Source organism: Nitrosomonas sp. (assembly GCF_024282095.1).
In the GTDB taxonomy this organism is placed as follows: Bacteria; Pseudomonadota; Gammaproteobacteria; order Burkholderiales; family Nitrosomonadaceae; genus Nitrosomonas.
In genome coordinates this window covers 19,456-46,273 of record NZ_JAMWZS010000009.1, presented here as the reverse complement: position 1 = coordinate 46,273, position 26,818 = coordinate 19,456, and the positions used below count along the sequence as shown (strand labels likewise).

The 26,818-nt window shown below is 45.9% G+C and carries 33 protein-coding genes; 16 read left to right on the top strand and 17 right to left on the bottom strand.

Annotation, left to right across the window (positions count from 1 at the left end; genetic code table 11):
* Position 1 precedes the first annotated feature (1 nt).
* Entirely contained in the window at positions 2-277 is a 276-nt protein-coding gene (locus Q0K92_RS04330) for an ATP-binding protein (protein ID WP_297324576.1), read from the top strand.
* Entirely contained in the window at positions 274-891 is a 618-nt protein-coding gene (locus tag Q0K92_RS04325; protein WP_297324575.1) for a response regulator, read from the top strand. Before Q0K92_RS04330 ends, Q0K92_RS04325 begins: the two co-directional genes overlap by 4 nt.
* On the opposite strand, the gene Q0K92_RS04320 is transcribed toward Q0K92_RS04325, so the two are convergent.
* The gene (locus tag Q0K92_RS04320) at positions 888-1,733 is read right to left on the bottom strand and encodes a ferritin-like domain-containing protein (protein ID WP_297324574.1); all 846 of its coding nucleotides are present in this window, start codon (positions 1,731-1,733) and stop codon (positions 888-890) included. The two genes, Q0K92_RS04325 and Q0K92_RS04320, sit on opposite strands and share 4 nt — an antisense overlap.
* A 174-nt stretch (positions 1,734-1,907) precedes the next feature.
* Here Q0K92_RS04320 and Q0K92_RS04315 point away from each other — a divergent pair, with 174 nt between their 5' ends.
* Positions 1,908-2,330, top strand: coding sequence for an acyl-CoA thioesterase (locus Q0K92_RS04315; RefSeq protein WP_297324573.1), 423 nt, complete (start codon positions 1,908-1,910; stop codon positions 2,328-2,330).
* Positions 2,331-2,409: 79 nt separating this feature from the next.
* On the opposite strand, the gene Q0K92_RS04310 is transcribed toward Q0K92_RS04315, so the two are convergent.
* Together Q0K92_RS04310 and Q0K92_RS04305 are read right to left on the bottom strand one after the other, a co-directional pair.
* Complete coding sequence (locus tag Q0K92_RS04310; RefSeq protein WP_297324572.1) at positions 2,410-2,748, bottom strand: hypothetical protein; 339 nt, start codon at positions 2,746-2,748, stop codon at positions 2,410-2,412.
* A 14-nt stretch (positions 2,749-2,762) separates the two neighbouring features.
* Positions 2,763-2,963 (bottom strand): hypothetical protein, encoded by a 201-nt coding sequence (locus Q0K92_RS04305; protein WP_297324571.1) that lies wholly within the window; start codon positions 2,961-2,963, stop codon positions 2,763-2,765.
* A 420-nt stretch (positions 2,964-3,383) separates the two neighbouring features.
* On the opposite strand from Q0K92_RS04305, the gene Q0K92_RS04300 reads away from it, so the two are divergent.
* From Q0K92_RS04300 to Q0K92_RS04295, 3 genes are all read left to right on the top strand, one after another.
* Entirely contained in the window at positions 3,384-3,512 is a 129-nt protein-coding gene (locus tag Q0K92_RS04300) for a hypothetical protein (protein ID WP_297324570.1), read from the top strand.
* Positions 3,513-3,591: 79 nt separating this feature from the next.
* Positions 3,592-3,732, top strand: a complete 141-nt coding sequence (locus Q0K92_RS13050; protein ID WP_366084043.1) for a transposase — start codon at positions 3,592-3,594, stop codon at positions 3,730-3,732.
* Entirely contained in the window at positions 3,729-3,941 is a 213-nt protein-coding gene (locus Q0K92_RS04295) for a transposase (protein ID WP_297324569.1), read from the top strand. Before Q0K92_RS13050 ends, Q0K92_RS04295 begins: the two co-directional genes overlap by 4 nt.
* Before the next feature lie 557 nt (positions 3,942-4,498).
* On the opposite strand, the gene Q0K92_RS13045 is transcribed toward Q0K92_RS04295, so the two are convergent.
* The 10 genes from Q0K92_RS13045 to Q0K92_RS04250 form a co-directional block, all read right to left on the bottom strand.
* Positions 4,499-4,714 carry a hypothetical protein gene (locus Q0K92_RS13045; RefSeq protein WP_366084030.1) on the bottom strand — a complete coding sequence of 72 codons (216 nt, stop codon included), beginning with the start codon at positions 4,712-4,714 and terminating at the stop codon, positions 4,499-4,501.
* A gap of 477 nt (positions 4,715-5,191) precedes the next feature.
* Positions 5,192-6,436, bottom strand: coding sequence for a response regulator receiver domain (locus Q0K92_RS04290; protein WP_297324568.1), 1,245 nt, complete (start codon positions 6,434-6,436; stop codon positions 5,192-5,194).
* Positions 6,420-9,389 (bottom strand): ATP-binding protein, encoded by a 2,970-nt coding sequence (locus tag Q0K92_RS04285; RefSeq protein ID WP_297324567.1) that lies wholly within the window; start codon positions 9,387-9,389, stop codon positions 6,420-6,422. The genes Q0K92_RS04290 and Q0K92_RS04285 overlap by 17 nt, the downstream gene beginning before the upstream one ends.
* A 3-nt stretch (positions 9,390-9,392) precedes the next feature.
* Positions 9,393-10,448, bottom strand: a complete 1,056-nt coding sequence (locus Q0K92_RS04280) for a DNA cytosine methyltransferase (RefSeq protein WP_297324566.1) — start codon at positions 10,446-10,448, stop codon at positions 9,393-9,395.
* Positions 10,449-10,458: 10 nt separating this feature from the next.
* The gene (gene pgl, locus Q0K92_RS04275; protein ID WP_297324565.1) at positions 10,459-11,136 is read right to left on the bottom strand and encodes a 6-phosphogluconolactonase; all 678 of its coding nucleotides are present in this window, start codon (positions 11,134-11,136) and stop codon (positions 10,459-10,461) included.
* Between the two features lie 16 nt (positions 11,137-11,152).
* Positions 11,153-11,794, bottom strand: coding sequence for an HAD-IA family hydrolase (locus tag Q0K92_RS04270; protein WP_297324564.1), 642 nt, complete (start codon positions 11,792-11,794; stop codon positions 11,153-11,155).
* Positions 11,795-11,796: 2 nt separating this feature from the next.
* Positions 11,797-12,726: an NAD(P)-dependent oxidoreductase gene (locus Q0K92_RS04265; RefSeq protein ID WP_297324563.1), complete on the bottom strand. Its 930-nt coding sequence runs from the start codon at positions 12,724-12,726 to the stop codon at positions 11,797-11,799.
* A gap of 11 nt (positions 12,727-12,737) precedes the next feature.
* Complete coding sequence (locus Q0K92_RS04260) at positions 12,738-13,670, bottom strand: phosphoglycerate dehydrogenase (protein ID WP_297324562.1); 933 nt, start codon at positions 13,668-13,670, stop codon at positions 12,738-12,740.
* On the bottom strand, positions 13,667-14,437 hold the full coding sequence (locus Q0K92_RS04255; RefSeq protein WP_297324561.1) for an aldolase/citrate lyase family protein: 771 nt from the start codon (positions 14,435-14,437) through the stop codon (positions 13,667-13,669). The genes Q0K92_RS04260 and Q0K92_RS04255 overlap by 4 nt, the downstream gene beginning before the upstream one ends.
* Positions 14,438-14,445: 8 nt before the next feature.
* Positions 14,446-15,195, bottom strand: a complete 750-nt coding sequence (locus Q0K92_RS04250) for a 3-deoxy-manno-octulosonate cytidylyltransferase (RefSeq protein ID WP_297324560.1) — start codon at positions 15,193-15,195, stop codon at positions 14,446-14,448.
* A 280-nt stretch (positions 15,196-15,475) separates the two neighbouring features.
* Between Q0K92_RS04250 and Q0K92_RS04245 the strand changes: the two genes are divergently transcribed.
* From Q0K92_RS04245 to Q0K92_RS04205, 9 genes are all read left to right on the top strand, one after another.
* Positions 15,476-16,741 (top strand): hypothetical protein, encoded by a 1,266-nt coding sequence (locus Q0K92_RS04245; RefSeq protein WP_297324559.1) that lies wholly within the window; start codon positions 15,476-15,478, stop codon positions 16,739-16,741.
* A gap of 63 nt (positions 16,742-16,804) precedes the next feature.
* Positions 16,805-17,569: an FkbM family methyltransferase gene (locus Q0K92_RS04240; RefSeq protein WP_297324558.1), complete on the top strand. Its 765-nt coding sequence runs from the start codon at positions 16,805-16,807 to the stop codon at positions 17,567-17,569.
* 6 nt (positions 17,570-17,575) lie between these two features.
* Positions 17,576-18,691, top strand: a complete 1,116-nt coding sequence (locus Q0K92_RS04235) for a glycosyltransferase family 2 protein (RefSeq protein ID WP_297324557.1) — start codon at positions 17,576-17,578, stop codon at positions 18,689-18,691.
* 66 nt (positions 18,692-18,757) lie between these two features.
* Positions 18,758-19,930, top strand: coding sequence for an O-antigen ligase family protein (locus Q0K92_RS04230; protein ID WP_297324556.1), 1,173 nt, complete (start codon positions 18,758-18,760; stop codon positions 19,928-19,930).
* Positions 19,931-19,981: 51 nt separating this feature from the next.
* Positions 19,982-20,989, top strand: a complete 1,008-nt coding sequence (locus tag Q0K92_RS04225; RefSeq protein WP_297324555.1) for a class I SAM-dependent methyltransferase — start codon at positions 19,982-19,984, stop codon at positions 20,987-20,989.
* 42 nt (positions 20,990-21,031) lie between these two features.
* Positions 21,032-21,679 carry an O-methyltransferase gene (locus Q0K92_RS04220; protein ID WP_297324554.1) on the top strand — a complete coding sequence of 216 codons (648 nt, stop codon included), beginning with the start codon at positions 21,032-21,034 and terminating at the stop codon, positions 21,677-21,679.
* A 166-nt stretch (positions 21,680-21,845) separates the two neighbouring features.
* A complete protein-coding gene (locus Q0K92_RS04215; protein ID WP_297324553.1) occupies positions 21,846-22,100 on the top strand; it encodes a DUF2024 family protein in 255 nt (84 codons plus the stop codon).
* Positions 22,101-22,169: 69 nt separating this feature from the next.
* On the top strand, positions 22,170-22,685 hold the full coding sequence (locus Q0K92_RS04210; protein ID WP_297324552.1) for an invasion associated locus B family protein: 516 nt from the start codon (positions 22,170-22,172) through the stop codon (positions 22,683-22,685).
* A 100-nt stretch (positions 22,686-22,785) separates the two neighbouring features.
* Complete coding sequence (locus Q0K92_RS04205) at positions 22,786-23,130, top strand: arsenate reductase family protein (protein ID WP_297324551.1); 345 nt, start codon at positions 22,786-22,788, stop codon at positions 23,128-23,130.
* A gap of 134 nt (positions 23,131-23,264) precedes the next feature.
* On the opposite strand, the gene rplS is transcribed toward Q0K92_RS04205, so the two are convergent.
* Genes rplS through rpsP form a run of 4 tightly spaced genes read right to left on the bottom strand, consistent with a single transcriptional unit; the run spans position 23,265 to position 25,316 of the window.
* Positions 23,265-23,690 (bottom strand): 50S ribosomal protein L19, encoded by a 426-nt coding sequence (gene rplS, locus Q0K92_RS04200; protein ID WP_297324550.1) that lies wholly within the window; start codon positions 23,688-23,690, stop codon positions 23,265-23,267.
* A 33-nt stretch (positions 23,691-23,723) separates the two neighbouring features.
* Positions 23,724-24,494, bottom strand: coding sequence for a tRNA (guanosine(37)-N1)-methyltransferase TrmD (gene trmD, locus Q0K92_RS04195; protein ID WP_297324549.1), 771 nt, complete (start codon positions 24,492-24,494; stop codon positions 23,724-23,726).
* Positions 24,495-24,505: 11 nt separating this feature from the next.
* Positions 24,506-25,024: a ribosome maturation factor RimM gene (gene rimM / locus Q0K92_RS04190; protein WP_366084025.1), complete on the bottom strand. Its 519-nt coding sequence runs from the start codon at positions 25,022-25,024 to the stop codon at positions 24,506-24,508.
* A gap of 25 nt (positions 25,025-25,049) precedes the next feature.
* A complete protein-coding gene (rpsP, locus tag Q0K92_RS04185; RefSeq protein WP_297324548.1) occupies positions 25,050-25,316 on the bottom strand; it encodes a 30S ribosomal protein S16 in 267 nt (88 codons plus the stop codon).
* A gap of 161 nt (positions 25,317-25,477) precedes the next feature.
* On the opposite strand from rpsP, the gene Q0K92_RS04180 reads away from it, so the two are divergent.
* The gene (locus Q0K92_RS04180; RefSeq protein WP_297324547.1) at positions 25,478-26,764 is read left to right on the top strand and encodes a (Fe-S)-binding protein; all 1,287 of its coding nucleotides are present in this window, start codon (positions 25,478-25,480) and stop codon (positions 26,762-26,764) included.
* Positions 26,765-26,818 lie beyond the last annotated feature (54 nt).

The window sequence follows — 26,818 nt, the reverse complement described above, 5'->3', positions numbered from 1 at the left end:
CATGCATGCAACAAAGTTACCTACCTTGACGATTACTGCCATGGTGTTAGCCGAAACTAACCTGATGATAGTAACCATACAGGATAATGGGCCGGGTCTAGATTCAGCCATGGCGAAGCGCATATTTGAACCTTTTTTTACAACCAAGCCAACGGGTATCGGGATGGGGCTCGCGATTAGTCGGGCACTGATTGAAACCAATGGTGGCCAGCTCTGGGTGGATTCCGGTGCTGAGTCAGGTGCTAAATTCCATTTTACTTTGCCGCTTGCACCATGAGCACTCATAACCCAATAGTTTTTATCATAGATGACGATGCCGCAGTGCGGGATTCTCTCACTTTGATGCTCGAACAAGTCGGTATTCATGTGCAATCTTTCGATAGTGCAAAAGCTTTTCTGAGTGCTTTTCAGTCGGATTTTTTCGGTTGTATCATTATCGATGTACAAATGCCGGACGTGGATGGGTTGCAACTTCAGGAAGAATTGTCGCGGCGCAAAATCGTATTACCCGTCATTTTTCTTACCGGGCATGGTGATATTCCCATGAGTGTCAGAGCGATTAAGGCTGGCGCAATGGATTTTCTAACCAAGCCGGTGATACGCGAGAAACTTTTGGTTTGTGTGCAAACCGCTTTTGCTGAGGCTGAGAAAAGGGTCGGTGAGATGATACGGAATCAAGAAATGATATCTTGCTTGGCAAAGCTTACGGAACGTGAACGGGAGGTGATGGTTTTGGCAGTTCAAGGGCGTTCCAACAAAGAAATTGCGTCTTGCCTGGGTATCAGTCACCGGACGGTAGAAATTTACAAATCCAAGATCATGCACAAGACTGGTGCCGCCAACTTGCTTGATCTTGCGCGTATTACTCGTGAAAGCGGACTGAGCAATTAATCCTGAGAATCCCATGACTTAAAGTTTTCCGAACTGATTGTGGGTGCTTCCATGTGTTCCAGTGCTTGTAATTCCGCTGCGGTAAATCCTGCTTTTTGTCTTGCTTCATAATGAAAAGGGCCGCTGATTTGCCCAATGAAGTGGTGACTGATTAATGCGCGAAACGTTTGCTCGGAATCCAGTCCGCGTTGATCACAGCAATATTTAAACCAGCGCGACCCGATCGCCACATGGCCGATTTCATCGCGCAGAATAATCTCCAGTACTGCTGCTGTGTTGTCGTCACCCGCCTGATGCAATCGCTTGATAATACCCGGCGTCACATCCAGCCCCCTGGCTTCCAGCACACGTGGTACCAGTGCCATGCGTACCAGCGGATCAAGAGCCGTGCGCGTGGCGATGTCCCATAAACCGTTATGCGCCGGTAAATCACCGTAGTCGCTACCCAGCTCATTCAAACGACTGCGTAACAATTGAAAGTGATAGGCCTCCTCAGCGGCCACTTGCACCCAGTCATGGTAAAACTGCTGCGGCAAATGGCGAAAACGGTACACTGCATCCCAAGCGAGATTGATGGCGTTGAACTCGATATGCGTGATGGCATGAATCAAGGCAATGATCCCGGTTTGTGAGCCGAAACGGCGTTTAGGCACATCGCCTGGTGGTACTAGAACCGGTTTGGCGGGATGCCCTGATTCACCGATGGGCTCGGGCTCGCTTTGGGATTGCAGCGATAACAGTCCAGCGCGCCAAGCTGCTGCGGTTTGTTCGGTCAAGCGCAGTTTTTCTTCGATTTCACAAGCCGACAAGCAGCGAGCGGCGGCATTAAACAGGGGTTCCATAAGTATTTACGCGAGAAGAATAATTGATGGTGCTATTTTCGCGCGTTTCTTGAGGAAAAACGAATGGAAACTTGTGCCAAAGAAAATCTGGTTCAAAATGCAGGATCATTGTATTCTTGGACTTCTATGACAATGATTCTGTTTCCATGACAATCCGTGAGCGCTAAACCAGCCATGTCCAATAGTTCGAATGATGCACCACTCAGTGTTTCTTTACCGGAAGGCCAACCCATCCTGCGTATGGTGCCGATGCCATCCAATACCAATTATGCCGGCGATATTTTTGGCGGCTGGATCATGTCGCAAGTCGATATGGCGGGCAGCATCCCGGCGATCCGGCGCGCACGCGGGCGGGTCGCAACCGTGGCCGTTAATTCCTTCGTATTCAAGCAACCGGTATTCGTCGGCGATCTCGTCAGTTTTTATGCAGACATTATTAAGGTAGGGCGCACCTCGATTACCGTCGATGTGGCGGTATACGCCCAACGCGGCGTGCGCGAGGGCGGTGAAGAAATCTGTATCAAAGTGACCGAAGCGGTGCTGACTTATGTGGCGATCGATAATAACCGACGTCCGAGAGCGGTGCCGCAGGAATGATTTATTTGACGGGAATGTAGCGGATTGGTTGGTGTAAATGTCAGGGAAAATAGTACGGCACTACTGTACTTTGATCGCCTTACCCGCTATTTTTAGGGAACAGATAGCTGATAATCGCAACCAGCGTTACCCCCACTTGCACAACAGTGGCGCCGATTAACGACATGAATACGTTTTCCGTGATCAGGCGTTGATCGTTTTGAATGAGCTTTTCTCTAAGCAGCGAGATATCAGCGTTAAAAGCATTCCAGATCAGAAAAATCACTGCTGCATTCAGCAGGATAAACAACGCACTGATCACTAACGCCATCCACAGGCGCACACGCGTATCGGCATCTATACTGCGAATACGCGCCTTGGCTTCCTCGTTAATTTCACCGAGCTGAGCAGTCTCTTGATTGAGTTGACGGGTGGTCATGACGGGATGAGATGCTACTTGATGATTATTTTCTGATCCTCGTCATTTTTGCGGATAGTAATCGACCCATCCGCCGCTTCCGATTCCGTGGCAATCTTCAAAAGCGCAACCGCTTTTCTTAATACTTCAGCTTTGGAAGAAGCGCCAAAATGGGTTTGTAGTTCTTCAAGTGTTTTCCCCATTTTTTCATCAATATTGAAGGTTGTGACCGGCATGGTTAGCTCCTGTGTTGAAAATGATATATAGAATGTATATAACTAGAGACCATTGCACGGTTAAAAGCCGCTATGAACGAGCAGAATGATATATTATACTTACGAATATATGATTGACTGTTTTTCGGAAATGTATCGCCGCACCCGTAAAGGAAACTAATCAGATTAACCAACTGATTGATTGGAATTCCAATTGCTCGGTTGCACCTTGTTCAGGGGCGCCTGTTCCCTTGGACTGCTAAGCTGTTGATCGTATATGGAATGCTTGTCCTGAAGCATGGCTAATTCTAATCGCACTTTTTTCTAGGCCTTGAAGATGATGCTCCCAATAGTCAGTGTTGTGGCATTTAGCCGCTTGGAATTTAGTTTGTGGAGAACCTTCAATGCTCAATGTTACTGTAGCTACTGGCTGTCACATCAATGCCAGCATCACACATAGTCCACGTAAGCCCTAAGACCAAGCCACCCTATGAAGTGATCAATGATCGTGAAGAACGAGATGATGAGTCGGATGCCCAAGCGGCCATGCGTGTTAAAGTGGTTCATTAGATGCCGAGGCACGTTTTAAGAAAGGTGGTAAGTCGGTTTTTGGCTATAAACAGCACACTCTGGTTGTGACAACGGTTTGGTGGTGGCAGTTGAAACCACAGCTGCCAATCGGCATGACAGCAAGCCGCTGCTAACACTACTTGATAAAGCCGAAATCGAGCCAGGCACTACGATTCATGCTGATAAGGCTTACTGTAGTCAGAAACATTTGAAGCTTTGAAATCACGCGGCATTCGGCGTAGAGAAACGATGAAGAACAAGCCTCTGACACAGCGGCAATCACAGCGTAATCGTTTAATCACCAGAGCTCGGTATGTAGTGGAACGTACTTTTGGCAGTCAGGCACGCTGGTTTGGCAGCAAAATTCTGCGTTATCAAGGTTTAGCCAAAGCTCATGCCTGGCATATCCCTGCAGGCAATGGCGTATAACCTGAAAAGTTGCCGAAATGTATGTTAAGAATCTTTATTCACAACAACCACAGACAAGGTACGTCTTTTAACCAAGAATGGCGCAATAGCGCCTTTATCTCTTAGTTTTTTGCAAAGAATTCACCGAAATTTACCTGATCTTCAACATTGACAAAAATCTGCAGCGAAAGGTTTATGGTTTTGCAAAGGTCTCAACTATTATATATAAATCAAGTGTTATCTATATATTGTTGACTGTTGATGATCAATAGAAATATTTTTTTATTCCAATTGAGTTGTTTTCAATGGATTAGTGAAGAATTGACTTGCTTGTCCTTGGTAAAAGTCGCACTGGCCGCTGCTTTGAATTTAGCCAAATTTTCCTTTTAAAGTTGATTTGAGCTAGTACAGATAATGGTCACTCTTCCAGATCGAGGAATTGGCAATGATGAAAGAATTCTTTTTGTTATTCTATCAGTGATTGTTTTATTTCGTGCTCCCATATACGCATAACTATCCAACCTTTCTGTTTCAGCAAAACATTCACCTCTTTATCGCGATCAATATTTCTTGTGATCTTATTTTTCCAGAATGATCTCTTTTTTCGGTAAAAAAGCCATGCTCAGGACAGTTATGCCAGAAACGTCCATCCACAAAAATCGCAATTTTATCAGGTATATACAAAGCGGCTTTCCGGGCAGCTCTGATTTCAGCCGGTATCGCAATCCTTTATGCCAAAGCGCTTTTCTAAGTAGCAACTCCGGTTTTGTATTACTACCACGAACTGAAGACATGCATCTTCGTCTTTGTTCAGGGGTAAGGACATCAGGCATTGCAGCAGGCTATTGTTTGTCCAGAAGCCTAACCATTCGGATTCTGTTAACCCGATACGCGAAAGCTCTCTTGCAAATTTTTCGACAGCCCGCTGTGCATGTGATGTCTTCAATTGATCAAGCCAAAGAGATAGCGATTTTGTATCAGAAAACACCTGATTGTTATCCGATAGTTTTGGTAGTACTTGCTTTTTATCAGATTCCGGCCGGAGTTCGGAAACATAGCATTTAAATGATTTTGGCTGATACAAAAACTTGCTTTTGGTTTATTTTCTGATAAAAGAAGAACATGTGATGCTTTATTTTTTCCATCTTGCTGCATCTCATCCAACTCAACAAATATGAATTTCCGTGCATCTTCTAATCTTACGCTATCGCATACCGGCTGAAGACAAAGTAAATATACTGAATTTTCCAAGCAAACTATTGTTCCCAACTTTAAATCTTTTGATGTTTACCGTAAAAGGTTCTGCTGCTCATTAGCCTTGAAAATTCGTGGTTAGAAATGGAATCTTCACTAGTTAACAGAATGCTTGAGATCTCGCGTATCTTTTTACGATCTCCAACCCATTCCCCCTTCTTAATTGCTTGAGTAATTAAGCTCACACTTTTATGGTCATTTCCCATTCCCTTCCCTTTTAAGCAAAAATCAATGGCGATTTTGACTTGATCCGCATTTTTTCCGAGTAAGGGCGGGATATGTGGGCCGGGCTTCCATTCATTCTTACACCAATCTTTAATTAGCGCATTGCTTATTAAAGGCTTTGGCAAACTATCCTCCAATACCGCTTCGATTTCTGATATTAAAAGAGGCACCAAATGATTAACTGCATCTTCATCTGGTAAAGACATAGCCCTGTGTGTAAGAAAAGCAGGATCCAAAGATGAATTGAACTTGGACAAAATCTTGCGACTGTTTTTTTTAATTTTAGCAAGACCTAACAGGGTTGTGGCTTGTAACAAACCGGAGGCCAATTTGGCAAATTCTTTTACGGCAAAGTCGGCTAAGTCTTTTTCTTGAACTTCATGATTTTTGTATTCCGCTGATCTCTTTCTTCCTGTTTTTCCCAAAATCGATATTCTGCTGTTTAAAGTGTGAAATGCAAGCCCACCTTCTTCATCTAATGGACTTATCGCATTCCCGACACTTTCGCTTATTTTTTGATAAAGGCGATCCGCGATATCAAAAAGATTGAGCTCTTGAGTGTATACGAGTATTAAACGTAATTGCTCAGGAACATCCTCGACAGCCTGTTGTATTAGTCCATCAACAAGCTCGATTACTTTTTCACCCGGGCCTCCACCCAAATCCCAATCCACTATTACAATATCCGCAGCCAAACAGAGAGCGAAAATATCGGACTCTTCCGTAAATGGTTCTCTAATGTTAGGCTGATAAAGCGAACAAATTATTTGTTTCTTTGCAAAACTGGTAACAATCTTTCGAGGAGAGTATTCTTCCTGGTCATTTTCTTCAATGTTTCCATCAATTTCGCTAGAAATTTTCTGATCCGTGCTTTTTAAAGCTTTTGGACGACCCTTGGGCGTGGATGTTTGCTTAGATTCTGAGACCGACCCATCTTTCCTTCCATAGATTCGATCATCAATAAAAACCGCCGTCTGCAAAAATTCCTGTGCAGCGTATTTTGAGAATTCGGATACGGTATTAGGAATTGTCATCATGATCAGGCCATTTAATCCTCAATGTAGTGCCATTTTTATCTTCGGTAGGAACAACGGTAATATCCATTCCTTCCTTGCTTAATGCCTTTCTGGAAATAAAGAGACCAAGACCTCGTCCGCCGGGTTTTCGGGTAAATCCCTGTTCGAAAATCGCTTCATAATCGCGCCTATGAATGGCCGGTCCATTATTCGAAATGAGAAATGTTCCTGCATCAGCATCCAAGTCAATTATTTTTTCACCCTCTTTACCCTTAAGCCAGAAAATAGCGTTATCCAGAATATTGACAAATACCGGGTAGACGGTTGAAGGAAAACTTACGATCTCAGAATTTATAAAGCTCTCGCTTACATTTAATTGGATACCGTGCCTTTTTAATCGCACTTCAAAAAGGGTGCGGACATAATGGTTGATGTCGGAACCTTTTATCGGGATGGCTTTCCGGTATAGGCGTCTTTGCAGCGGTGTAAACAGGTTTAAGTGCCCGTCAAGATGATCAAAATTGTTCCTGATTTCCTGATAGAGAACGGCAAGGCCATCATTCGAACTGGCCCATGGCCGAAGCTCCCGCAAGGATCTCCGAACACCTTTTATTGCAGCCTCGAATTCGTGATTGATCACGGCAACCGCCAATCCCAGTTGAACCAATTCGGCATCCGCGTCCGTTTGTTCCCTTAACCCTTGTAATTCCTGATCCATCGCTTCAACAATGTCCGATTGCGCGATATCCACACCTTGCTCAAGATTTGACGATATAGCGGTCAGCATGTCGCGAACCTTGCTTAATGTTTCGGTGTTCTTCCGCCCCACAGACTCAATCCGGCCTTCAAAACTATTGCGGATATGTTCAATTTCATCTTCCGAAAGTCCGGCCAAATCCTTTTGCGCAAATTCCACTTCCACATTGGAGATCGTATCCTGTAATTCGTGGATCGCCCCCCTTGCAAACCGTAATGCGGCCGATCGTGTATCATTGGCGGAATTTCTGAGTTGTCTGGCTTCCTGGCCGACGGATTTTTTCTCTGCATCCGCCTGCTGCTTGATCAATTCACTCAGACGTTTCCGCTGATCAACATATAGCTTGGCTTCTTTGGCAACCGCACCGAGTGATCTTGCAACTTCCTGACTGAATGGAATAAACAATTCTTTTTCCAGTTTCTCCTGCTCGGCCAAATAGGCATCCCAATCACGCTGCAATGCTCGGGATAAACCCACTCCTCGCGGCTTCACCAGACGGTAATTCTCACGTATTTCGGATAATCTGCGATTGGCTTCTTTTTCCGCATCCAGCAATGCCGTGGAAGCTTCATCAGGGTTTTTCATTCTCGCCGCGGAATCCATTCGCTGCTTGATCATGCTACGTAAAGTTGCTAATTCCGTTTCTGGCAAACCATTCCCTGTTCGTTGGAAAAATCCTTCCAGTAAAGTTGCAATATTCCTTCGTTTAGTGGAAACCTGTTTTTCCCGTTTTCGTCGAGCCAGCTCCAATCTCTCCAATTCCGCTTTGCGGGAATTGAAGTATTCCGAATAATCGCCGCTCTCCCGGAAGAAATCCGTCGCCAGTTGCAGGAAGAAGTTTTCAAGGATGTCTTTTAACTGCCGGTATGCGTTATCCCGTTGAAAACCTTCCCTGCCGGCCTTTTCTTTTAGCAATCCATTGTGTTCGCGTGTCAGTTTTACGGCGCCAAAAATTCTTCGATGAGAAAAGAAATAGTAAGACGCAGACTTTGTGCGCTTAAGCTCTATATCGAGCCAATCCACATCAGAATTGCCGTAAGGTAATATGCGTATACGATCCCGGTATACATATACTCCGCCAATGCGATCAAGCTTGTCAGTGATACGTTTCCACTCATCGGGGGGCAATCTGCTTTCACGCTGAACCCCCGCGATATAACCCAGTTCTATTTCGAAAGGCCCGCAATCAGTCGGTTTCCCGCTCCCATTCTTCCATGAAATAACATGATCTTTGATTTCCTCCTCATAGGTACGAATATTTCCTTGAAATTGGCCGAATGCATCAACCTGGCCGCTGATCCTGTGATCCGCCGTATCCAATTCCTCGTGCGTGAAAAATTCACCTTCACCAATTAAATCCTCTCCAAACGCATCGGTCGGCCAATAGCGGAAAGCGGTTTCAATTGGCGGTGGCGGAGATTCACGAAATAACGAATTGGAGAAACCGAGGAGAAACTTGGTAAATTCTTTTGAGCCTGTTTCGCGCTCGTTCTCTATTTCTTGAACTATTCCTTCATTGGCGGGAGCAATATAAAAATGGGTGCCGCAGCCATTATTACGTAAACTTATGCCGCCCAGAAATTCATCCATGGCCTGCGGATCCAATTGAAAATCGTCCAGATCATCCAAAACCTCGCGAAAACCTTGCTCTCCATATCTTGAAGATAAACTGACAACGTTTTCCCTTAGTTTTCCAATCAGTTCCTCCACGTCTTCAGCGATTGGCAGTCGATCGCCTTGGATCAGCTTCATAGGTATTTCAATTTCATCCAGATTGAGCCCGGACATTTCAAAAAGCTGCCAGTTAATGAAACACATGACCAATTCATGCATTTTTCCATGACGTTCGGCACGGGTCAGAACCAATACCTGGCGGCCCAGCAGTGCAATAGCCAGGCGACCGATACCTTTCTCGCCCATAATCGCACGCTCCGGTTTTCCGCTAGGCTTATAGGTTTCGGCTTTCTTTCCGTGAGCAACATATTTACTTTCGGTACCCAGCACAAGCCATCGGTTTTCGAATTCATCTGGTGTCATACCTACACCATTGTCTCTTATTACGAGTAAGTTATCGGTTCTGAAATAATCGACTTCGGCGTGATCCGCGTATGCGTCATGAGCATTTTTAAACAGTTCACTAATTGCGGTCGAGACATTAGCAATCTGTTGGCGACCCAACATATCCACCGTTCTTGCTCTTGTCTTGAATTTGGCCATGTCTTATCGTTGATGCCGCTTCATGTGTTCCAAGATATGCCGTCCGAATGCTTCGGCCAGTAAAACCGGTACCGCATTTCCTATTTGGCGGGCCTGTGAATTTAACGAACCGTGGAAAATAAAATCATCAGGAAATGTTTGCAATGCAGCTGCTTCCCGCACACTGATCGCCCGGTGTTGCTCCGGGTGCCCGAATCTTCCGTTCGATAAACTGACACAACGGGTAGTCAGTCCAGTAGCCGGTTCATCCCATTTCATGCGGCCATACACATCCGTATGTCCGGTATAGCCGGTCTTGGTATGACATGCCAGTCTCAATTCAGCTGGCCAATCGGCCCGTGAACCTTCCGGTGGAGTGGACATGATTCTCTGCAAATTAAGGGATGATAATCTTGCAGCACGATGATTGGGTACGGTTTTATGAATTTCGCCGGCTTCTATCGCCGGTAAATGACTGATCCGGTTTCGTACCGTTTCATAAGGAAGTTCAGTACCCGGTCCATGAGTAGGCGTAGGCAGATCGATCTCCGCATTTTTCGATGCCAGAAATACAAGTCTGCGGCGACGCTGAGGCACCCCATAATTTTGAGATTCAACAACATAAATTACCGTTTTATACCCTAAATTCTCAAGATGCATTCTAAAGCGAACCAAAATACCATGTCCGGTGATACTTTGAATGCCTGGAACATTTTCCACAAATACATAGTCAGGGGAAAATTTTTCTATAAGCTCACCAAATCTGGATAATAAAGTTCTTCTTATGTCGTTTTCCGAGTCCGGTTTTTTCGTGTTTTGCCGGGTGAAAGGCTGACATGGGGCGCATCCACAAAATAGCGTGGCATTTCGTTTTTTCTCATTGAATATCGAATTAAGTTCGTTTTCATCAAATTTTGTTATATCGGAATGACTAAAGCAAACATCCGGGAAATTCCTTCTGAAAGTGTCTGCTGCATCAAGATCATGATCCAGTGCAAACACCGGCTTTAGACCAGCATTTTGAAATCCTTTGCTGGTTCCTCCACATCCCGAGAAAAAATCAAATACATTTAGAGACATATTGATATATTTAATCGTTATTTTCAAACACTATAACAGGTGATTGAGTGTGCTGTAATAGCCAAGTCAAAGGTATTCCCGAATCAGAATGCTCACTCAATTGATCCAGCAACCGCCGTTTGGCCTTCCCAGTAACAACCAACGCAATATGTTCACTCTCCGTCAGCATTTTCAATGAAAGACTAACCCGCAGTGATGGCGCAATCGGTGGTTCAACAGCCACACAGTGATGTATAGACAGCAGATCGGGATTCATTCCCGGAAATAGTGAAGCAATATGCCCATCTTCTCCCAAGCCTAGTACCGTCAAACTTAATGGTGGCGGCAGGTTATTTAGTCGCTGGTGAATCTCATCGACAGCATTAAAAGGATTGTCGTGTTGGGTTTTGAGTCCGACGAAAGGCGTATTTGCGGGAAGGTGATTCATCAGGTGTTGTTTCACCAGATGTTCGTTGGATTGTTCATTGGTGACATCGACCCAGCGCTCGTCGCTGAGTGTGACAGTGATGCGATCCCAGGGTAATGCACATTTTGCCAATGCGGGCAGGTAATGGCGCGGGGTGTTGCCGCCGGGAACAGCCAGTGTTGCGTGCTGTTTGCGGGTTAAGGTGTTTTGCAGCGTGGTTTCAACGTATTCCGCGAAGCTTTGGCTTAACGATTCGATATCCGGGTAGACATGTCTTTGCATCGGGAAACTGATAGTCTTAAGCGACTAATCCGCGTAAATCTGGAACGATTTTCACATCGGCTGGAAAAGGATTCGGATCGCCGGGAAAGACGCGGCCCAGGAAAGCGGTGCCGTTGGCTTGCGCGCCTTCAAGATCCGCCATGGCGTCGCCGATCATGAGCACCGATTCGGGTTGGAGTGCGTATGCGGATAATATTTCCGCGATGATGGTTGGTTTGAGTGCCGGTGCGCCGCGCACTTCTTTAAAGTAAGGGGTCAGGCCGCGGCGTTCGACGATGACTTTGAGTTCTGTTTCCGGTGTGCCGGAGGCGACAAATAAAGGGATTTTTTCGGCTTGCTGGCGGATCAATTCTATCGCGCCGGGGACGGCTTCGGCGGCGATGACAGCTTCTACCACCAATTCGGAAAAACGGGTGTCCAGTTGTTTTTCTTCCGCTTCAGTTAAAGGTGGTTTGTTGAGAAAATGTTGCTGGAAATGGCGGAATTTGCGGTAGCGCGACATGCCGCCATTCTGGGTGTGAAATTGCACGACCTGGACGACGATGTCTTCGCCATAAGGACGGTAGAGTTCCGCGAATGCCTGGGTTTTGATTTTTCCGGATTCCACCACCACGCCGTCAAAATCAAAGATGATCGCCTGCCAGTCGAAATTCTTCATGTTTATGCGCGGTTATCTGAGGTTGCCGGGGTGGCGTCGTCGTTTTCATCGCCGTGATGCAGATCCTGGTGAATTTCGCGCAGGCAATCGAGGATGCCCTGCCCGAGATCGACATGTTCGTTCAATACCAATTTGCGGCCGATGCGTGGTTGAAACGCATAAGGCGTAATTTCATAGTGGTGCACGGCATTGGCTTCGTCAAAATGCAATTCAACCGGCCACGGCAGGATTTCCGAGATCATGGTCATGACATCTTTGATGCGCAGCCTTTCCTGTCCGGTCAGAATCAGATGCCGGTTGGCAAATTCAGGCGCTAAAATTTGCACGCTCATGCGCGCGGCATCTTCCACGTGAATATATTCGCGCATGGCATCGCCGCTGCCTTTGTAGGTAATGGAATGGTGTGCAACGGCTTCGTGCAGCATGCGGTAAATGCCGTTGCGTTTATCTGAGCGCCTACCATACAGCGAGCCATAGCGCAGGATGCTGTAATCCAGGCCGTAGCGGTCATGATAGGTTTCGGTGAAACGTTCCGCGGCCTGCTTGCTGGCGCGATAAAAAGAACCGGACTCGGAATACACATAAATGCTGCTGGCAAAGACAAAACGGCGGGCGCCGACGATGCGCGCGGCTTCCAATGCGTGCATGTTGCCTAATACGTTGATGGTTGCAGTGGGAATAGGCTTGTCATTGGCTTCATCGATGTCCGCAATCGCGGCAAAGTTGTAAACGATGGATGTGCCTTTGGCGGCTTCGATGACCTGATCGAGATTCATGATATCGCCAATGATCATCTCCTGATTGCTTTTAAGATACGGTGACGGGCTGCGGTCAAATAATCGTACTTTGTAACCAGCGGTCGACAGGGCATCGGCAACGTGACTGCCCAAGAAACCACTGGCGCCAAATACCACAACTGTTTCGTTCAACATAGTGTTATCCGTTATTTGATTAAACCGGTTTTGATCAAACCCTGCAGTAGATTCTCAGCGGCTTCGATTTCCATGCGCTGCCGCGATTCTCTGGCAAGGGAGCCGACATGCGAGGTCAGGATGATGTTGCCGCATTCGATGAGTGGACCATGATAGGGTTCCTGCTCAAAGACATCCAACGCAGCGGCACTGAGTTTTCCGGTTTGTAATGCCGCCGCCAGCGCGTTTTCATCGACCAGTCCACCGCGCGCCGCATTGATGACAATTGCTTCAGGCTTCATAGCGGCGAATGCCTTGGTATCCAACAGATGATGCGTGTCTGGTGCGTAAGGCAGGTGCAGCGTGATGATGTCGGCGGTGACCAGCAATTGTTCCAGCGGCATCAATGTGACGTCTTCAGGTACCTGATTGGCATATGGATCATGCGCGATGACGGTGGCTTCAAATGCCTGACACAGGCGCGCGACACGGCGGCCAATATGTCCCATGCCGATGATACCGACCGTTTGCGCGGCCAGCAGACGACCTTGCGTGCGCGGCCATTCGCCTTTGCGTACCGCTTGATCAATCGGGTTGATTTGCCGCAATAACGTCAAAATGTACCCCAGCGTCAGTTCCGCCACCGCTTGCGCCGGTGCTTCCGGCGTGTTCAGTACGGTAATGCCATGGTGCTTTGCCGCAGCCAGATCGACGCTGTCCAACCCGGCACCGCAGCGTGAAATGACTTTCAGATTCCGGGTGGATTCAAGTACCCGCTCAGTCAACGGTTCGATGCCGGCAATCAGGCCGATTGCGCCGCCGCTCAGTAATTCGATAATTTCATCTTCGGTGAGTTTGCGGCGATGCGGATTGGTGATGATGTGCATGCCTTGTTGCAGCAATTGCTGAAGCGGCGGATTATTGTCGATGTCGAAGGAGGAAGTGGATATGACCAATGCGTTCATGATGTTTTGAGTGTTGCGCGGATACTTTGTAAGTGTGTGCGGCAGATCGAATCCAGAATGCGGATATCCAAGCCATAGCCGAGGAAATTGAAACCTGCCTGAATGCGTTGTTGCAGCGCTTGTGGATCGGGTTCGATGACATGGATGCCGCCGGGTTTTTGGGCGCGGCGGCCTGCTTCGAGAACTTTGGCGATGGCCGCTTGCACGTCAGGGTGATTAAGATCGCCGGGGCGGCCCATCGAACCGGACAAATCGTAGGGGCCGATGATGTAAGCGTCAATACCGGGAACGGCCAGTATGCTGTCAATAGCACCGACGGCGTCGACATGTTCGATCATGACGACGATCACCGCATTGTCTTCCAGCCATTGCCGGTAGGCCTGGAAGCTTGAACCATAACCCTGCGCGCGCGCCAGGCCGACACCTCGTTGCCCGCGTGGCGGATAGTACATACCATCTACGGCTGCCTGGGCATCCATGGCGGATTTGATCATCGGTACCATGATACCGGTCGCGCCGGCATCCATGACGCGTTTGATCTGATCGGGATGGTTTGACGTCAGGCGTACAATCGCCGGACATTGCTTGCCGTCCAGCACTTGGATGATGGCTTGCACCTCGCTGAGTTCCAGTACGCTGTGCTCCATATCCAGCACCAGCCAGTCAAATCCCGCTGCCGCCATGATTTCGGCAATCGACGGATGTCCCAGTGTGACCCAAGAACCAATGGTCAATTCAGACCGGTTCAATCTTGATTTTAATGACATGGCATTTCCTAGTAGCGAGAGAGTAGTGGGTCTGTTTCCATCAGTTTGGCAACACGTGCCAAATCCGCTGCGGTATCCACTGCCTGGGTATTGAATTCCGTGTGTACCATTTTGACTTTGAAGCCATGTTCGAGCAGGCGCAGCATGTCGACGGATTCCAATTGCTCCAATGACGTTGGTGTCAGGTGGGTATATTGATACAGTGTGGTGCGGCGAAATGGGATGATGCAGACCTGTTTGTAAGCGGCGGTATCGGCGAAACCGGTTTTGGCCAATGTCGGAATGGGGCGGCGTGACATGTACAGGGCGTCACCTTGTTGATTCATCACCACCTTGATGGTATTAGGATCCAGATAATCCGCTTCGTGATCAATTTTGCGCACCAAATTGACGCAACCCAATTGCGGGTCATCTCTAAACGGTGCCACGGCGGTATCAATCATGTCCGGGTGCGTCATCGGTTCATCTCCTTGCACCATGACGATCAGATCGGCATCCAGGTAGACCACTGCTTCAGCGACACGATCGCTGGCGCGTTCGTGCGTATCGGATGTCATGATGACGGGTGCGCCAAAGCTTTCTGCCACTTGCCGGATTTCTTCATCGCAGGTTGCAATATAGGTGGCATCGAGTGATTTGCTCAAGGCGACGCGTTTATAGATGTGCTCAATCATCGGGCGTCCCAGTATTTTTGCGATGGGCTTGCCGGGGAAACGCGATGAGCCCATGCGGGCAGGTATGACAGCGATTGTTTTCATGGAAATAGTGTGTGATTGGTTAGTTTTACAAGTATTAGAAATTATGCCCAGAAGCTATTTGCTGATTATCAGGTTTTTCTTGTTTGTTGGGCAATATTTATTGTTAAATTTAAACGATATGTTGCGTGCTGAAATTTTATCGCGGCGATGTGCAGATGCGCTGCTGGTAATTGGATAGTGGCAAGAGTAGAATGGCGCGCTTTACAGAATCTTTTGTTTAAATTGGGAAAATAATAGAGATGCTGCATGTTTTGAATATTTTTGTGATCATCTTATCGCTATGAAGGCTCTCTTTTTTCTGCGCCACTATAACGACATCGATCATGTCACTCCGGTCATTTACAAATGGATCAAATCGGGTCATCAATGCGACGTGGTACTGATCGGTTCCACAGCATTCCGTCGTGATTTTCGCGTTAAATATTTAAGTCAGCTGGAAGGTGTGCGTGTAGCGCATATACGCGAGCTATTTTCATCGCTCGAATATATCAAATGGCGTTTACAGATGTTTTTATTGACGCGCAATGTACGGCGCATACAAGTTATCGGCCCATTAGTGACCCGATTGGCTGAGCGCTATGATGAAAAACGACGCGAACCGTTGTGGCGGCATACGGCGGAATATCTGCTGAACAGAAGTTTTGGCAGTGCGGGCAAGGGCGTTATCGCTTTTGACTGGATTGAACGGAATTCGGTGATTTGTGTGGAATGGGTCGAAGTGGTGGTGGCAATGGCAAAAAGCCGAGGATTGGGTGCCGTATCCTTGCCGCATGGCGATAGTCCGCACGCCAGCCAATTGATTCGTCGCGGTGAAAGGCGCGTGGAGCCCGATGTTACATTCTCGGCAGCCACGATATTCGATAAGGTGGTGGTGCCCAACCAGCTATGCGCCATACGTTTTCGTCCATTTATGACGGCAGACCAGCTGGCTGTTTTAGGCTCGCCACGGTACTGTGAAGAGTGGTTGAAAATACTTTCCGGGTTGATGCCGCCTTCGCCGTTAGTCCGTTCGGATAGCCGGCTTAAGATTGTGATGTTCCTGAGAAAAGCCAACTTCACGACATTCTGGGAAGAAGTGAGTGAAGTGGTGCATATGATCGCTGAGTTTCCCGGCGTGGAATTGATCATCAAGCCGCATACGCGCAGCGGTTGGAAGCAGTCGCTGACGAAGGACAGCACGATCAAGCAATTGCCCAATGTGCGCATTGCCGGCGATGATGCGCATTCGGTTCATTTGATGAATTGGTCCGATGTCATTATTGATTTGGCAACTTCGGTAGTTTTTGAAGCTGTCAGAGCAAAAAAACCGGTGTTGGCCGCTGATTATTTAATCGCCGCTCGCTCAGCTGTGGCTTATTACATGCCGGAAACGGAATTGAAATGCCGCGATGATGTGTATGAGAAAATTAATGGTTTTTTAGCCCATGGTTGCGATGCTTTTTATGTTGAAGAGCATCGGCAGCATTTCTTGAAGGAAATGCTGGATTTTCCGGATGCGGACGTGTTGCCTCGTTATGTCGCGCTGCTTGAGCAATCAGCGTGTTGAGCGACTTCCATGCTTGCCTTATAAAACCAAGGCTTAATCCATATAACTTTTAAAGTGATCATGATGTCAGCGAAAGACATATTCAATGAGTTGGTTGTGGCAGCGTATAAGCTGAAAGGCGGGTATGCGGATATACAGGTTAGAGATCAGCGAATTTTAATTTCAGTCGATCACTTGCGCACCCTTCAACGGGCAAGAACCTATTCGATTAAAGAGCCGGATACGCTGGATTGGCTGGACAGTTTTGAACCGGGCTCATGTTATTTTGATATTGGTGCCAATATCGGCCAATATTCCTTATATCCAGCCAAAAAATATGGCGACAAAATCCAGGTGTATGCGTTTGAGCCGCAAAGCAACAACTACTATGCGCTCAACAAAAATATTATTTTTAATAACCTGGGAGAAAATATTTTATCGTACTGCGTTGCAGTGTCGGGCCAAAGTGAATTTTCCAAATTGTATATCCCCAAATTTATCCCTGGCGGGAACCGGTCGCAATTCGGGCATGAAGACATTGAGAATATGAAAATATCAGCGACGCATGTCCAGGGGATGTTTGGCGTTACACTGGATGATTTGTGCGGCAAGTGGGGATTTCCTTATCCGAATTATATGAAAATCGATGTCGATGGCATAGAAATCTCTATTCTGAACGGTGCCAAATCGGTATTTGCACATCCCGCATTGCGGTCGGTTATCATTGAGCTGGGCACTGACGAGGAACAGAATACAGCGATTGCTTTAATGGAACAGGCAGGTCTTAAGGTTAAACAAAGATCGACCAGAAACTGGGGAGAGGCGTACCTGATATTTGAAAGGGCCTAAATTCGTATGAATGAGTCCGTTGCACCGTCTGTTGATGTCATTATCCCGGTTTATAATGCGTCGGCGTTGACCAAGCGTTGCATTGATTCAGTTGTAACCTATCTTGGTCAGTCGATCAGGACTATTTACGTTCAGGATGACGCATCAGGCGCTGAAACCGGCGCAATGCTCGATGGCTTGTCTTACCGGCAGTTGCATATTCATCACGCGCCTGAAAATCAAGGGTACGGCAAATCGGTCAATGAAGCGATTGCGCGCTCTGATGCTGACCTGGTATTGGTACTCAATTCAGACACAGAGATTCATGAAAATTTCTTGCCAATATTGTGCGAGGCTTTTGCGGCTGATCCGCAATTAGCAGTGATCAGTCCTGCCGTTGACAATTTTGCCAAGCATCGTCTTGAACGTTACGTGCGGCGGCCTGGTGGATATATTGCTACCTATCGCTTTCAAGGCTACGCTTTTTTAATCCGACGCAATCTATTTGTTGCGCTGGGTGGATTTGACGCACAATTTGGTCGGGGCTATTTTGAGGACACGGATTTGGGACGCCGGCTGGATCAACAAGGGTGGCACATGGGTGTGCATCCGGACGCTCATATCCGTCATGCGGGCGGCGCATCATTCGGGCGCGGACAAACCTACCGGTTATTGGCGCAGCGTAATCGTGACTTGTACCTATCGCGTTATCCGGAAGCGCGCCAAAATATCCTGCTGGTGTCAGGGCACTATACGCTGACCGATTTGCCGGCTCAGCTCGCTGATTCGATCGAACATGTGTTGCGGCAAGGCGGCGGTATTCATTGGCTGACGCCCGTGCCATTACCTCAGTTATCTTGCCTGCAGATGCGCAACAGCGCGGCAAGTTTCAGAATAATCATGAAATTGATGCTGCGCGGTTGGTCACGCGAGGATAAACGCATTGCTGCGGTGTGGATTCTGCCGGGCGTTTCAATCGTGCTACGCATGTTATTAGCACTGTTTGTCCATATGCGTAAACTGGATGATATGAAAATGGAAAAAAGACAGTTTGAATTAGCAGCACGACGCTCAGATTCTCAGAAAGATGGATCAATCGAGTCTGTATCCAGGCAAGATATTTCCAAACGACATCCGGAATAAGTGTCCAATTTAGCAGTGTTAGCAGCGAAGTAAAAATATCAACCGATTGATTTCATACAAACTAATATGACATGGCGCGAGTTGTTTATCAGATTGTCGCTGATTTTTATCTGCGTGGGATTCTGGCGTGGCGGTTTGAATTTTATTTCTTTTCCATTGTTAGGCATAGCCTGGTTGATGGATGGCGGCTTATACCGATTTGATCAGGTCATCAAAGAACCATTTGTACAAGCCATTCTTCTGCTATGTGCGTTGCTGCTGCTAGGGTTGTTATGGGGTGAGTTACCCGATGATGGCAGGATGAAGTGGTTGAAGTACTTTATTCTGCTGATTTTTATTCCTTTCTACGCGCTTCTGAATAAAGCGCGTCTGCCGTGGGTGATAGGCGCGCTTGTGCTGGGCTATCTGGGTGTTTTAGCGCTGGGCCTTTATTACTGGCTGGTTAAGGGGGAGCAGGGTGTACCAGCCCTGGGAATGTCTTACCTGAGTTTCTCAGCGATGCTTGGGATAGGTGTCGTAGTGGTCACTTATCTGGCGAGTTTGAAGCAATCAATGGCGCTGAAAATAATATTGTGGATTGTTGCGCTTGCATTATTGTGGATGCAATTTCATCAAGGCGGTAGAGTGCTTCTGGTTGCAACGCTGGTTGCTATGCTGTGTTTATTTTTCTTGCGCTATCAAGTGGATATTAAGAAATTCATGGGCATTGCTGCAGCTGTGTTTTTGATCGCTGCGATTTTTGCTGCTAACAGTCCGGTTTTTCAGGATAGATGGTCTCAGGTAAAAAATGATATCGAGTTGTTACAACAAGGTAACTACAGCTCCAGTTTGGGATATCGGCTGGCTATGTGGGATGTGGGCGTACATGGCATTATTGAGCGCCCATTATTGGGTCATGGAACCGGGGTGCCTGAGCGTTATTTTGAGCGCACGATTCTGACCTACAAGAATGGTATTTACCAAAACCTGCCGCAGTTTCAGGAAACCTCCCACTATCATAATGATTGGATTGAAATTGCGATGCATATCGGCATCCTGGGTCTAATGGCTTTGCTACTGCTATTCCGGGGTTGGTATCAAATATTCAAGGAAAATCAGTTAAGCATACTGGGGGCTGGTTTATTGAGTTATATTTTTGTGGCAGGACTGACGGATGCGTTTATTATTTTTAGCAAGGCTCAGATTTTATTACTGATGATCACTGCAGTTGCTGTCAGTTGGCAAAGAAGGTTGTGTTAATTATTTGTGGTGTTTTAAACTGATTGCGGATTAATAAAGCGTGGAGTAGTCATGCAAGATTTATCGGATGTGAACAAGGATACGGTGCAATCTGATCAAATTGGTACGGAAACTAAGCCGGTTTGCTATTTATGTGGCAGACAGGGCGAGTTACTTTATCGCAATTTGGTGGACTATCTTTTTGGTTCACCCGGTGAATGGACTTTAAAGAAGTGCTCTGACCCTAAGTGTGGTCTTGTCTGGTTGGATCCAAGACCAACGCCCAGTGAAATTGGTAAAGCTTATCAGCGTTACTATACACACGGTCAAGCAAGTGATGCGCAACAAACGCGATCGGCACGTGTGGTCCGCGCCATCCTGCATACACTGAGTATTATGATGCTGGGTTTGCGTGCTGAGCGCCGGCGTTACAAATGTATGTATCTGGATAAGATGCCGCCAGGCCGATTGCTGGAAGTGGGTTGCGGTAATGGCAAACGATTAACGCGGCTGCAGGCATTGGGCTGGGAAGTTACGGGGCAGGAGATTGATCCGATTGCTTCCGAATATGTGCGCAAAACCAGAGGCATTGACGTGCATACGGGGCCGCTTGAGACGATGGAAATAACCGCAGAATATGATGTGGTGGTTATGAGTCATGTGATTGAGCATGTGCATGCCCCCGTTGCCTTATTAACCGTTTGCAATCGTATTCTGAAAAAGAATGGCTTATTGGTATTGCTGACTCCCAACACTGCAAGCTATGGTCACCGTAAATTTGGTGCAGTCTGGCGTGGCCTTGAGCCGCCGAGGCATCTGCATTTATTTACCTGCGCAACATTGATGCAAATTTCACAACAAGCGGGCTTTAGCCATCAACATTGTTGGACGACGCCTGTCGGTGCGGATGGCATTGGTCAAAACAGCTTATCATCGAAGAAAGTAACAACTAAAGATGGGCATAGGTTAGTGACGATTCGCGATATTTTGCGAGGATTCTGGTTCCAAATTGCGGCCAGTTGGGTTTTTCGGGCAGATAAAAACTCAGGTGAAGAATGTGTATTGATGGCTACAAAGTGAATAATTCCGCTTTGATTTGCTATTTATTGATAGAGAGAAGGTATGAGTGATGGTATTCAATCTCCGGTCATTGAAGACTATATGCGCAGCTTGTTAACGCATACTGATCATCCTGTTCTCATCGAGATGGAAGAATTTGCACGACTGAGAGATTTTCCGATTGTTAATCGCTTGGTCGGTATTTTTCTTGAAACTCAGGCCAAAATGATTAACGCAAAGCGGGTATTTGAATTTGGCAGTGGTTTTGGTTATTCGGCGTACTGGTTCGCTAAGGCGGTCGGTGCTGATGGATGTGTCATGTGCAGTGATGCTGATGCAGCAAATCGCGAACGTGCGGAGAAATATCTTGCTGCGGTTGATTTATGGCAGCGCACAGAATTTCGTGTAGGCCTGGCACAGGATGTTTTTGCGCAAACGGATGGCTTGTTTGATATTTGTTATAACGATGTAGATAAAGATGCTTATCCGGAGATTTGGCAAATGGCCAGAAATCGCATTCGTTCAGGGGGGCTTTATATTGCTGATAATGCCTTGTGGCATGGCCGTGTTGCTATGGAGAACTATATTGATGCGGTATTAGGTTCAACGGAAGCAATTGTGGAACATAATCGACTGATTTTTAATGATTCAGAATTCGATGCATTTATTAACCCAGTTCGTGATGGCGTGATTGTCGCTAGAAAAAAATAGCGCTAAGTCGCGCTAGACAAAGCATATTCAGTTGCCGGAAGCATGATGGGCTATGTGATTCTCATGGCGGTACAATTGATTAATTGGTATAGTTACATCTGATTTGTAAAATAACTTGCTGTGACGAGCGTGTTATTGGTTATGATTGATTTTCTAAGGAAATATTATGCAAATTCATGTTTATGATACTTATGTTAAAGCTAAAGATGGGCATACGATGCACTTTGATGTTTTTACCGCGGTGAAAGATGATCAGAAAGCTGTTGAATATGCAAAACAATGGCTGACTTCTATTGGTGAAAGTGACGCAATCGTGACGAGTAAGGAATGTAGTTTCTGTCATAGTCAAGGCGCTCCGGAAAATGTCATCGATGAGATTAACAAGAGCGGTTTTTATATTTACAAAATGGAGGGCTGTTAATTGTGACTGTAGGTCGTAAGAGCACTGTAGAGTAATAATGCCGTACCCCTAATTCTGAAGGTTTCCGAAATGAAGCTCAAATTTAAACAATTAATAATTTCTAGCGCTATTCTTATGTTGTGTAACTCAGCTCAGGCTACCGAGCCAAAATTGATTGGCGAACATGGTGACTGGGCGGCCTATATGTTTGTGGAGAACAATAATAAAGTTTGCTATATGGTGAGTCAGCCCAAAAAAACTTCGGGTAATTACACAAAACGAGGCGATGTATTTGTTTTGGTAACGCACCGGCCAGCGGAGAAAAGTAAAAATGTCTTTAGCTATATTGCCGGTTATTCGTACAAGCCTGGTAGTGAAGCGACAGTGACAGTCAATAATCAGAATTTTCGTCTTTTTACTCAGGATGATTCGGCTTGGGCTCCGGATGAGTCGACCGACAATAAAATAACGGATGCAATAAAACGTGGAAGTTCTCTGGTAGTCAAGGGCGCATCAGCGCGTGGGACGGAAACAGTGGATACTTTCGGACTGAATGGATCATCATCTGCTTATAAAGCCATTTCATCTGAATGTGGCGTGAAATAAGCATATATTTTTGCCTTGTTGTAAGTGCCAATAATTAAAATGTACTTACTTTGAATCAAAGAATTGATTTGAACCGGTATAAATCAGAGAGTGTTGTGTTATGAGTGATAAAATAATTATCTATCAGAAGCCTACATGCAGTAAATGTAGAGCAACACTATCGTTGTTAAAAGATAGTGGTGAGGAATTTGAATCAGTTAATTATTATGAAGCACCTTTAACGACTGATAAATTGCAAGAATTGATTCAGAAGCTCAATATGTCGGTGCATGATGTGTTGCGCAAGGATGAGCCATCGGCGCGTAATTTAAGTACTGCATCGGATGATGAAATCATCAAAGCAATGGTGGAGAATCCTGATTTGATGCAGCGTCCAATCGTAGTGCGTGGTGACAAAGCTAAATTGTGTAGACCGCCGGAGAATGTCTTGGATCTACTCAAATAAATAACAAGGTTGTTCTGTTACTTGATTTCTCATTCTGTTTGATTATTAAAATCATTGTGTTGCATAAAAAACCGTACGACTGATTTAACAATACGGCGTACGGTTTTTTGTTTTTCGGATGACTTATTTTTCTGCTAGGTAGCAGCTTCAGAAGCTTCTTGTGTCGAAGTTTGCTGTTTGGCTGACGCTAAATTTTTACTTTCACGAGTCGGTAATTTTTCACGAATACGAGCGGATTTTCCTGCAAGATTTCTAAGATAATAAAGTTTTGCACGACGCACTGCACCTCGGCGTTTAATTTCAATATTCGCTATCAATGGCGAATATGTTTGAAAGGTACGTTCTACGCCTTCTCCACTTGAAATTTTACGTACTGTGAAGGCTGAATTCAGGCCACGGTTGCGCTTGGCGATGACGACACCTTCATAAGCTTGTACACGCTTGCGGTCTCCCTCAACAACGTTGACATTAACAATCACTGTATCCCCGGAGGAGAAATTGGGTATGTCTTTGTTCAGACGTTTTATCTCTTCAGCTTCTAATTGCTCAATTAAGTTCATATTTCCTTCCTTTTCTTCCCTATTTTGCTGATTCTACCTGGATTTACAGGATTGTTTAAACTCTTCCAACAGTTTCTCTTCTTCTATCGTCATGCCGTGTGCAAATTTTAACTCAAATAAATCAGGTCGCTTGAGCCATGTCCTACCGATGGTTTGCTGTAAGCGCCAGCGGTTTATATGTGCATGATTGCCTGACATCAGTATTTCAGGTACATGATCGCCTTGATACGACTCAGGTCGAGTATAGTGTGGGTAGTCTAATAAACCATCCACAAACGAGTCCTGATTTGCTGATTCCGGGTCACCTAATGTACCCGGAATTTGTCTAACAACACAATCAATTAATACCATTGCAGCTAATTCACCACCTGAGACTACATAATCCCCAATAGATATTTCCATGTCTACTTGGCGCATGATTAGTCGCTCATCTATTCCTTCATAACGTCCGCAGAGTAAAATAAACCCCGGCAAGGTGCTGAGTTGCTTGACCAACGCATGATTCAATTGTTTGCCTTGTGGTGTCAGATAAATAACTTTGGTTTTCTCAACACCCAATGCGGTTTGTCTTGCTCTGGCTTGAATGATGGCATCTTCTAACGGTTGAGCCATCATTACCATACCTGGTCCTCCGCCATAAGGACTGTCGTCTACAGTACGATAATTGTCGTGAGTAAAGTCACGAGGATTCCAGGTATTAAGTTGAAAGACGGTGTTTCTGCTAGCCTTTCCTGTTACACCATATTGAGTGATGGCGTTGAACATTTCCGGAAATAATGTGATCACGTCACATTCAAAAGGCATTGTCCATGACCTTAATAATCTATACCCCAGTCAACTATGATCCGAGAAAGCTTCAAATCGACTTTTACGATAACTTGTTCAATAAAAGGAATGAGGATTTCTTTTTTTTCTTTATCTATACTTTGTACGCGTAAAACATCGTTCGCGCCAGTTTCAAACAATCCTGCGACTTTACCAAGGTTCTCATTGTTTAGATTGAATACATCGGTGCCAATCAAGTCTGACCAATAGTAACCGCATTCTCCTTCTTCTGGCAGAGCGGGTAATTGATCGCGTGGAATGGCTATTTGCATTCCTTTCAGCTTGAGAGCCTGTGTGCGGTCGGTATATTCCTTTAATTGTGCGTTTAAAGCATTACCATTACTGTAACCTGCCACAACTTGCACTTCTTGCCATTCACTATTTTCTTTACTCAGCCACCATGATGGATATTCCATTAATCCGTCAGCATACTCAGTGTAAGGGAGAACTTTAATCCAACCATGAACACCAAAAGGGCCAATAACATGCCCCATTATCACCATTGGCATGGTCGACTGTTGGTTTGTGTTAACTTTAGCTATTTTTAGGTGCTGTGCTATTAACAGTAAACTGCTTAACCAGTCGATTTGCTGTTGCTGATAATTGCGCACCTTTGGATTGCCAATAGGTAATGCGATCCAGTTGAACGCGCAGCGTTTCTTCGCCACCAATAGCTCTTGGGTTATAAAAACCAACGCGCTCTATAAATCGACCATCGCGCGCATCACGAGAATTTGCAACAACCATATTAAAAAACGGGCGTTTCTTAGCGCCGCCCCTTGCCAATCTAATAATAACCATATTTTTGCCTATAAGCCTATAATTGCACGAGAAGTCTTCAAAGAACCTTTAATTTTACAGTAATTTCTTTATTATTGACAAGTGGCAAACTGATCAAGTTTTTGATTTCTCCTTGGCAAGGGGAGATCTGAGCATGAATTTTTATCATAGGATTAATTAAATTGTCTTCAGAGGTCTCTAAGGATTTTATTATTGCTGAGTCAAATCAATGTGTTTCTTGCGGTCTGTGTTTGCCGCATTGCCCAACTTATCGCTTGTTGAAATCAGAAGCTGATTCCCCGCGTGGGCGCATTGCTTTGATGAGTGGGGTTGCTAATGAGCGCATTCCACTGAATAAAAAATTTATTCAGCACATGGATCGTTGCCTAACGTGCCGGGCTTGTGAAGCAGTGTGCCCTAATCATGTTGCTTATGGGCATTTAATTGATGAAGCTCGTGTTCTGATTGCAGATCAATCAAGATCCTCTACGTCGAGCCAAAATGTAAATATAAAAATATTATTGCGAATGCTATTGCTGACGAAGTCTGCACGCATGGTGCAATTGCGGCAATTGCTTTCTTTTTTGCAGAAAAATGGTTTGTTACGATGGTTGTTAAAATTTAATCTGCTGGAGAAAAACAGATTATTTAAATTTATTGCACAACTGCCTCGAGTTGAATTTCCCTATGCGGCAACCACAGATGGAAATCGCATGATTAGCAATACCTGGGCGAAAGTTTATCCTGCGAAAGGAGAAAAACGAGGTGAGGTCGCTTTATTTCTGGGCTGTGTGGCGCGGATAACCGATGTCGCAACATTGAATGCAAGCATTTATGTATTAAATCGTCTGGGTTATACCGTTCATGTTCCATCCAATCAAACTTGCTGTGGTGCGCTACATCAGCATAGTGGCGGGCTAGAGCAGGCTGCTGCATTGGCAAAACAAAATAAAGCAGCTTTTGCTGCGCTGAATGTCAGTGCAATAATCAGTACTGCATCGGGGTGTGGTGTGCAGCTGCTTGAATCTGAAGTGGCTGATGGCCATAGCCGGATTACAGACATCAGCAAATTTCTGATTGAAGCCGAGGGATGGGAAAGTGTGAAAATAGCGCCATTGCCGCAAAAAATTCTGGTGCATGATCCATGCAGTTTGCGTAATGTATTGCATGATCAAATATATCCGTATCAGTTGATTGCGCGGATACCGGGTGCGCAGGCAGTGCCGTTGGCGGGTAATGATCAATGCTGTGGTGCCGCGGGAAGTTATTTTATGGATCAACCTGAAATCGCAAGCATGTTGCTGGATGATAAGATATCCGCCCTGGTGGCAGGTGATGCCAAGTACCTGGTTACTTCTAATATTGGTTGCTCCATGCATATTGCCAATGGTTTGTATGAGAAAAAAATAAATATTGAAGTGCTGCATCCGGTTACTTTGCTGGCAAGGCAAATGGGCTTGGAATCATAGTGAAAACAAATGATTATGTGATTCTGTTGCTTATTTCATAGAAGCTTGTTGATA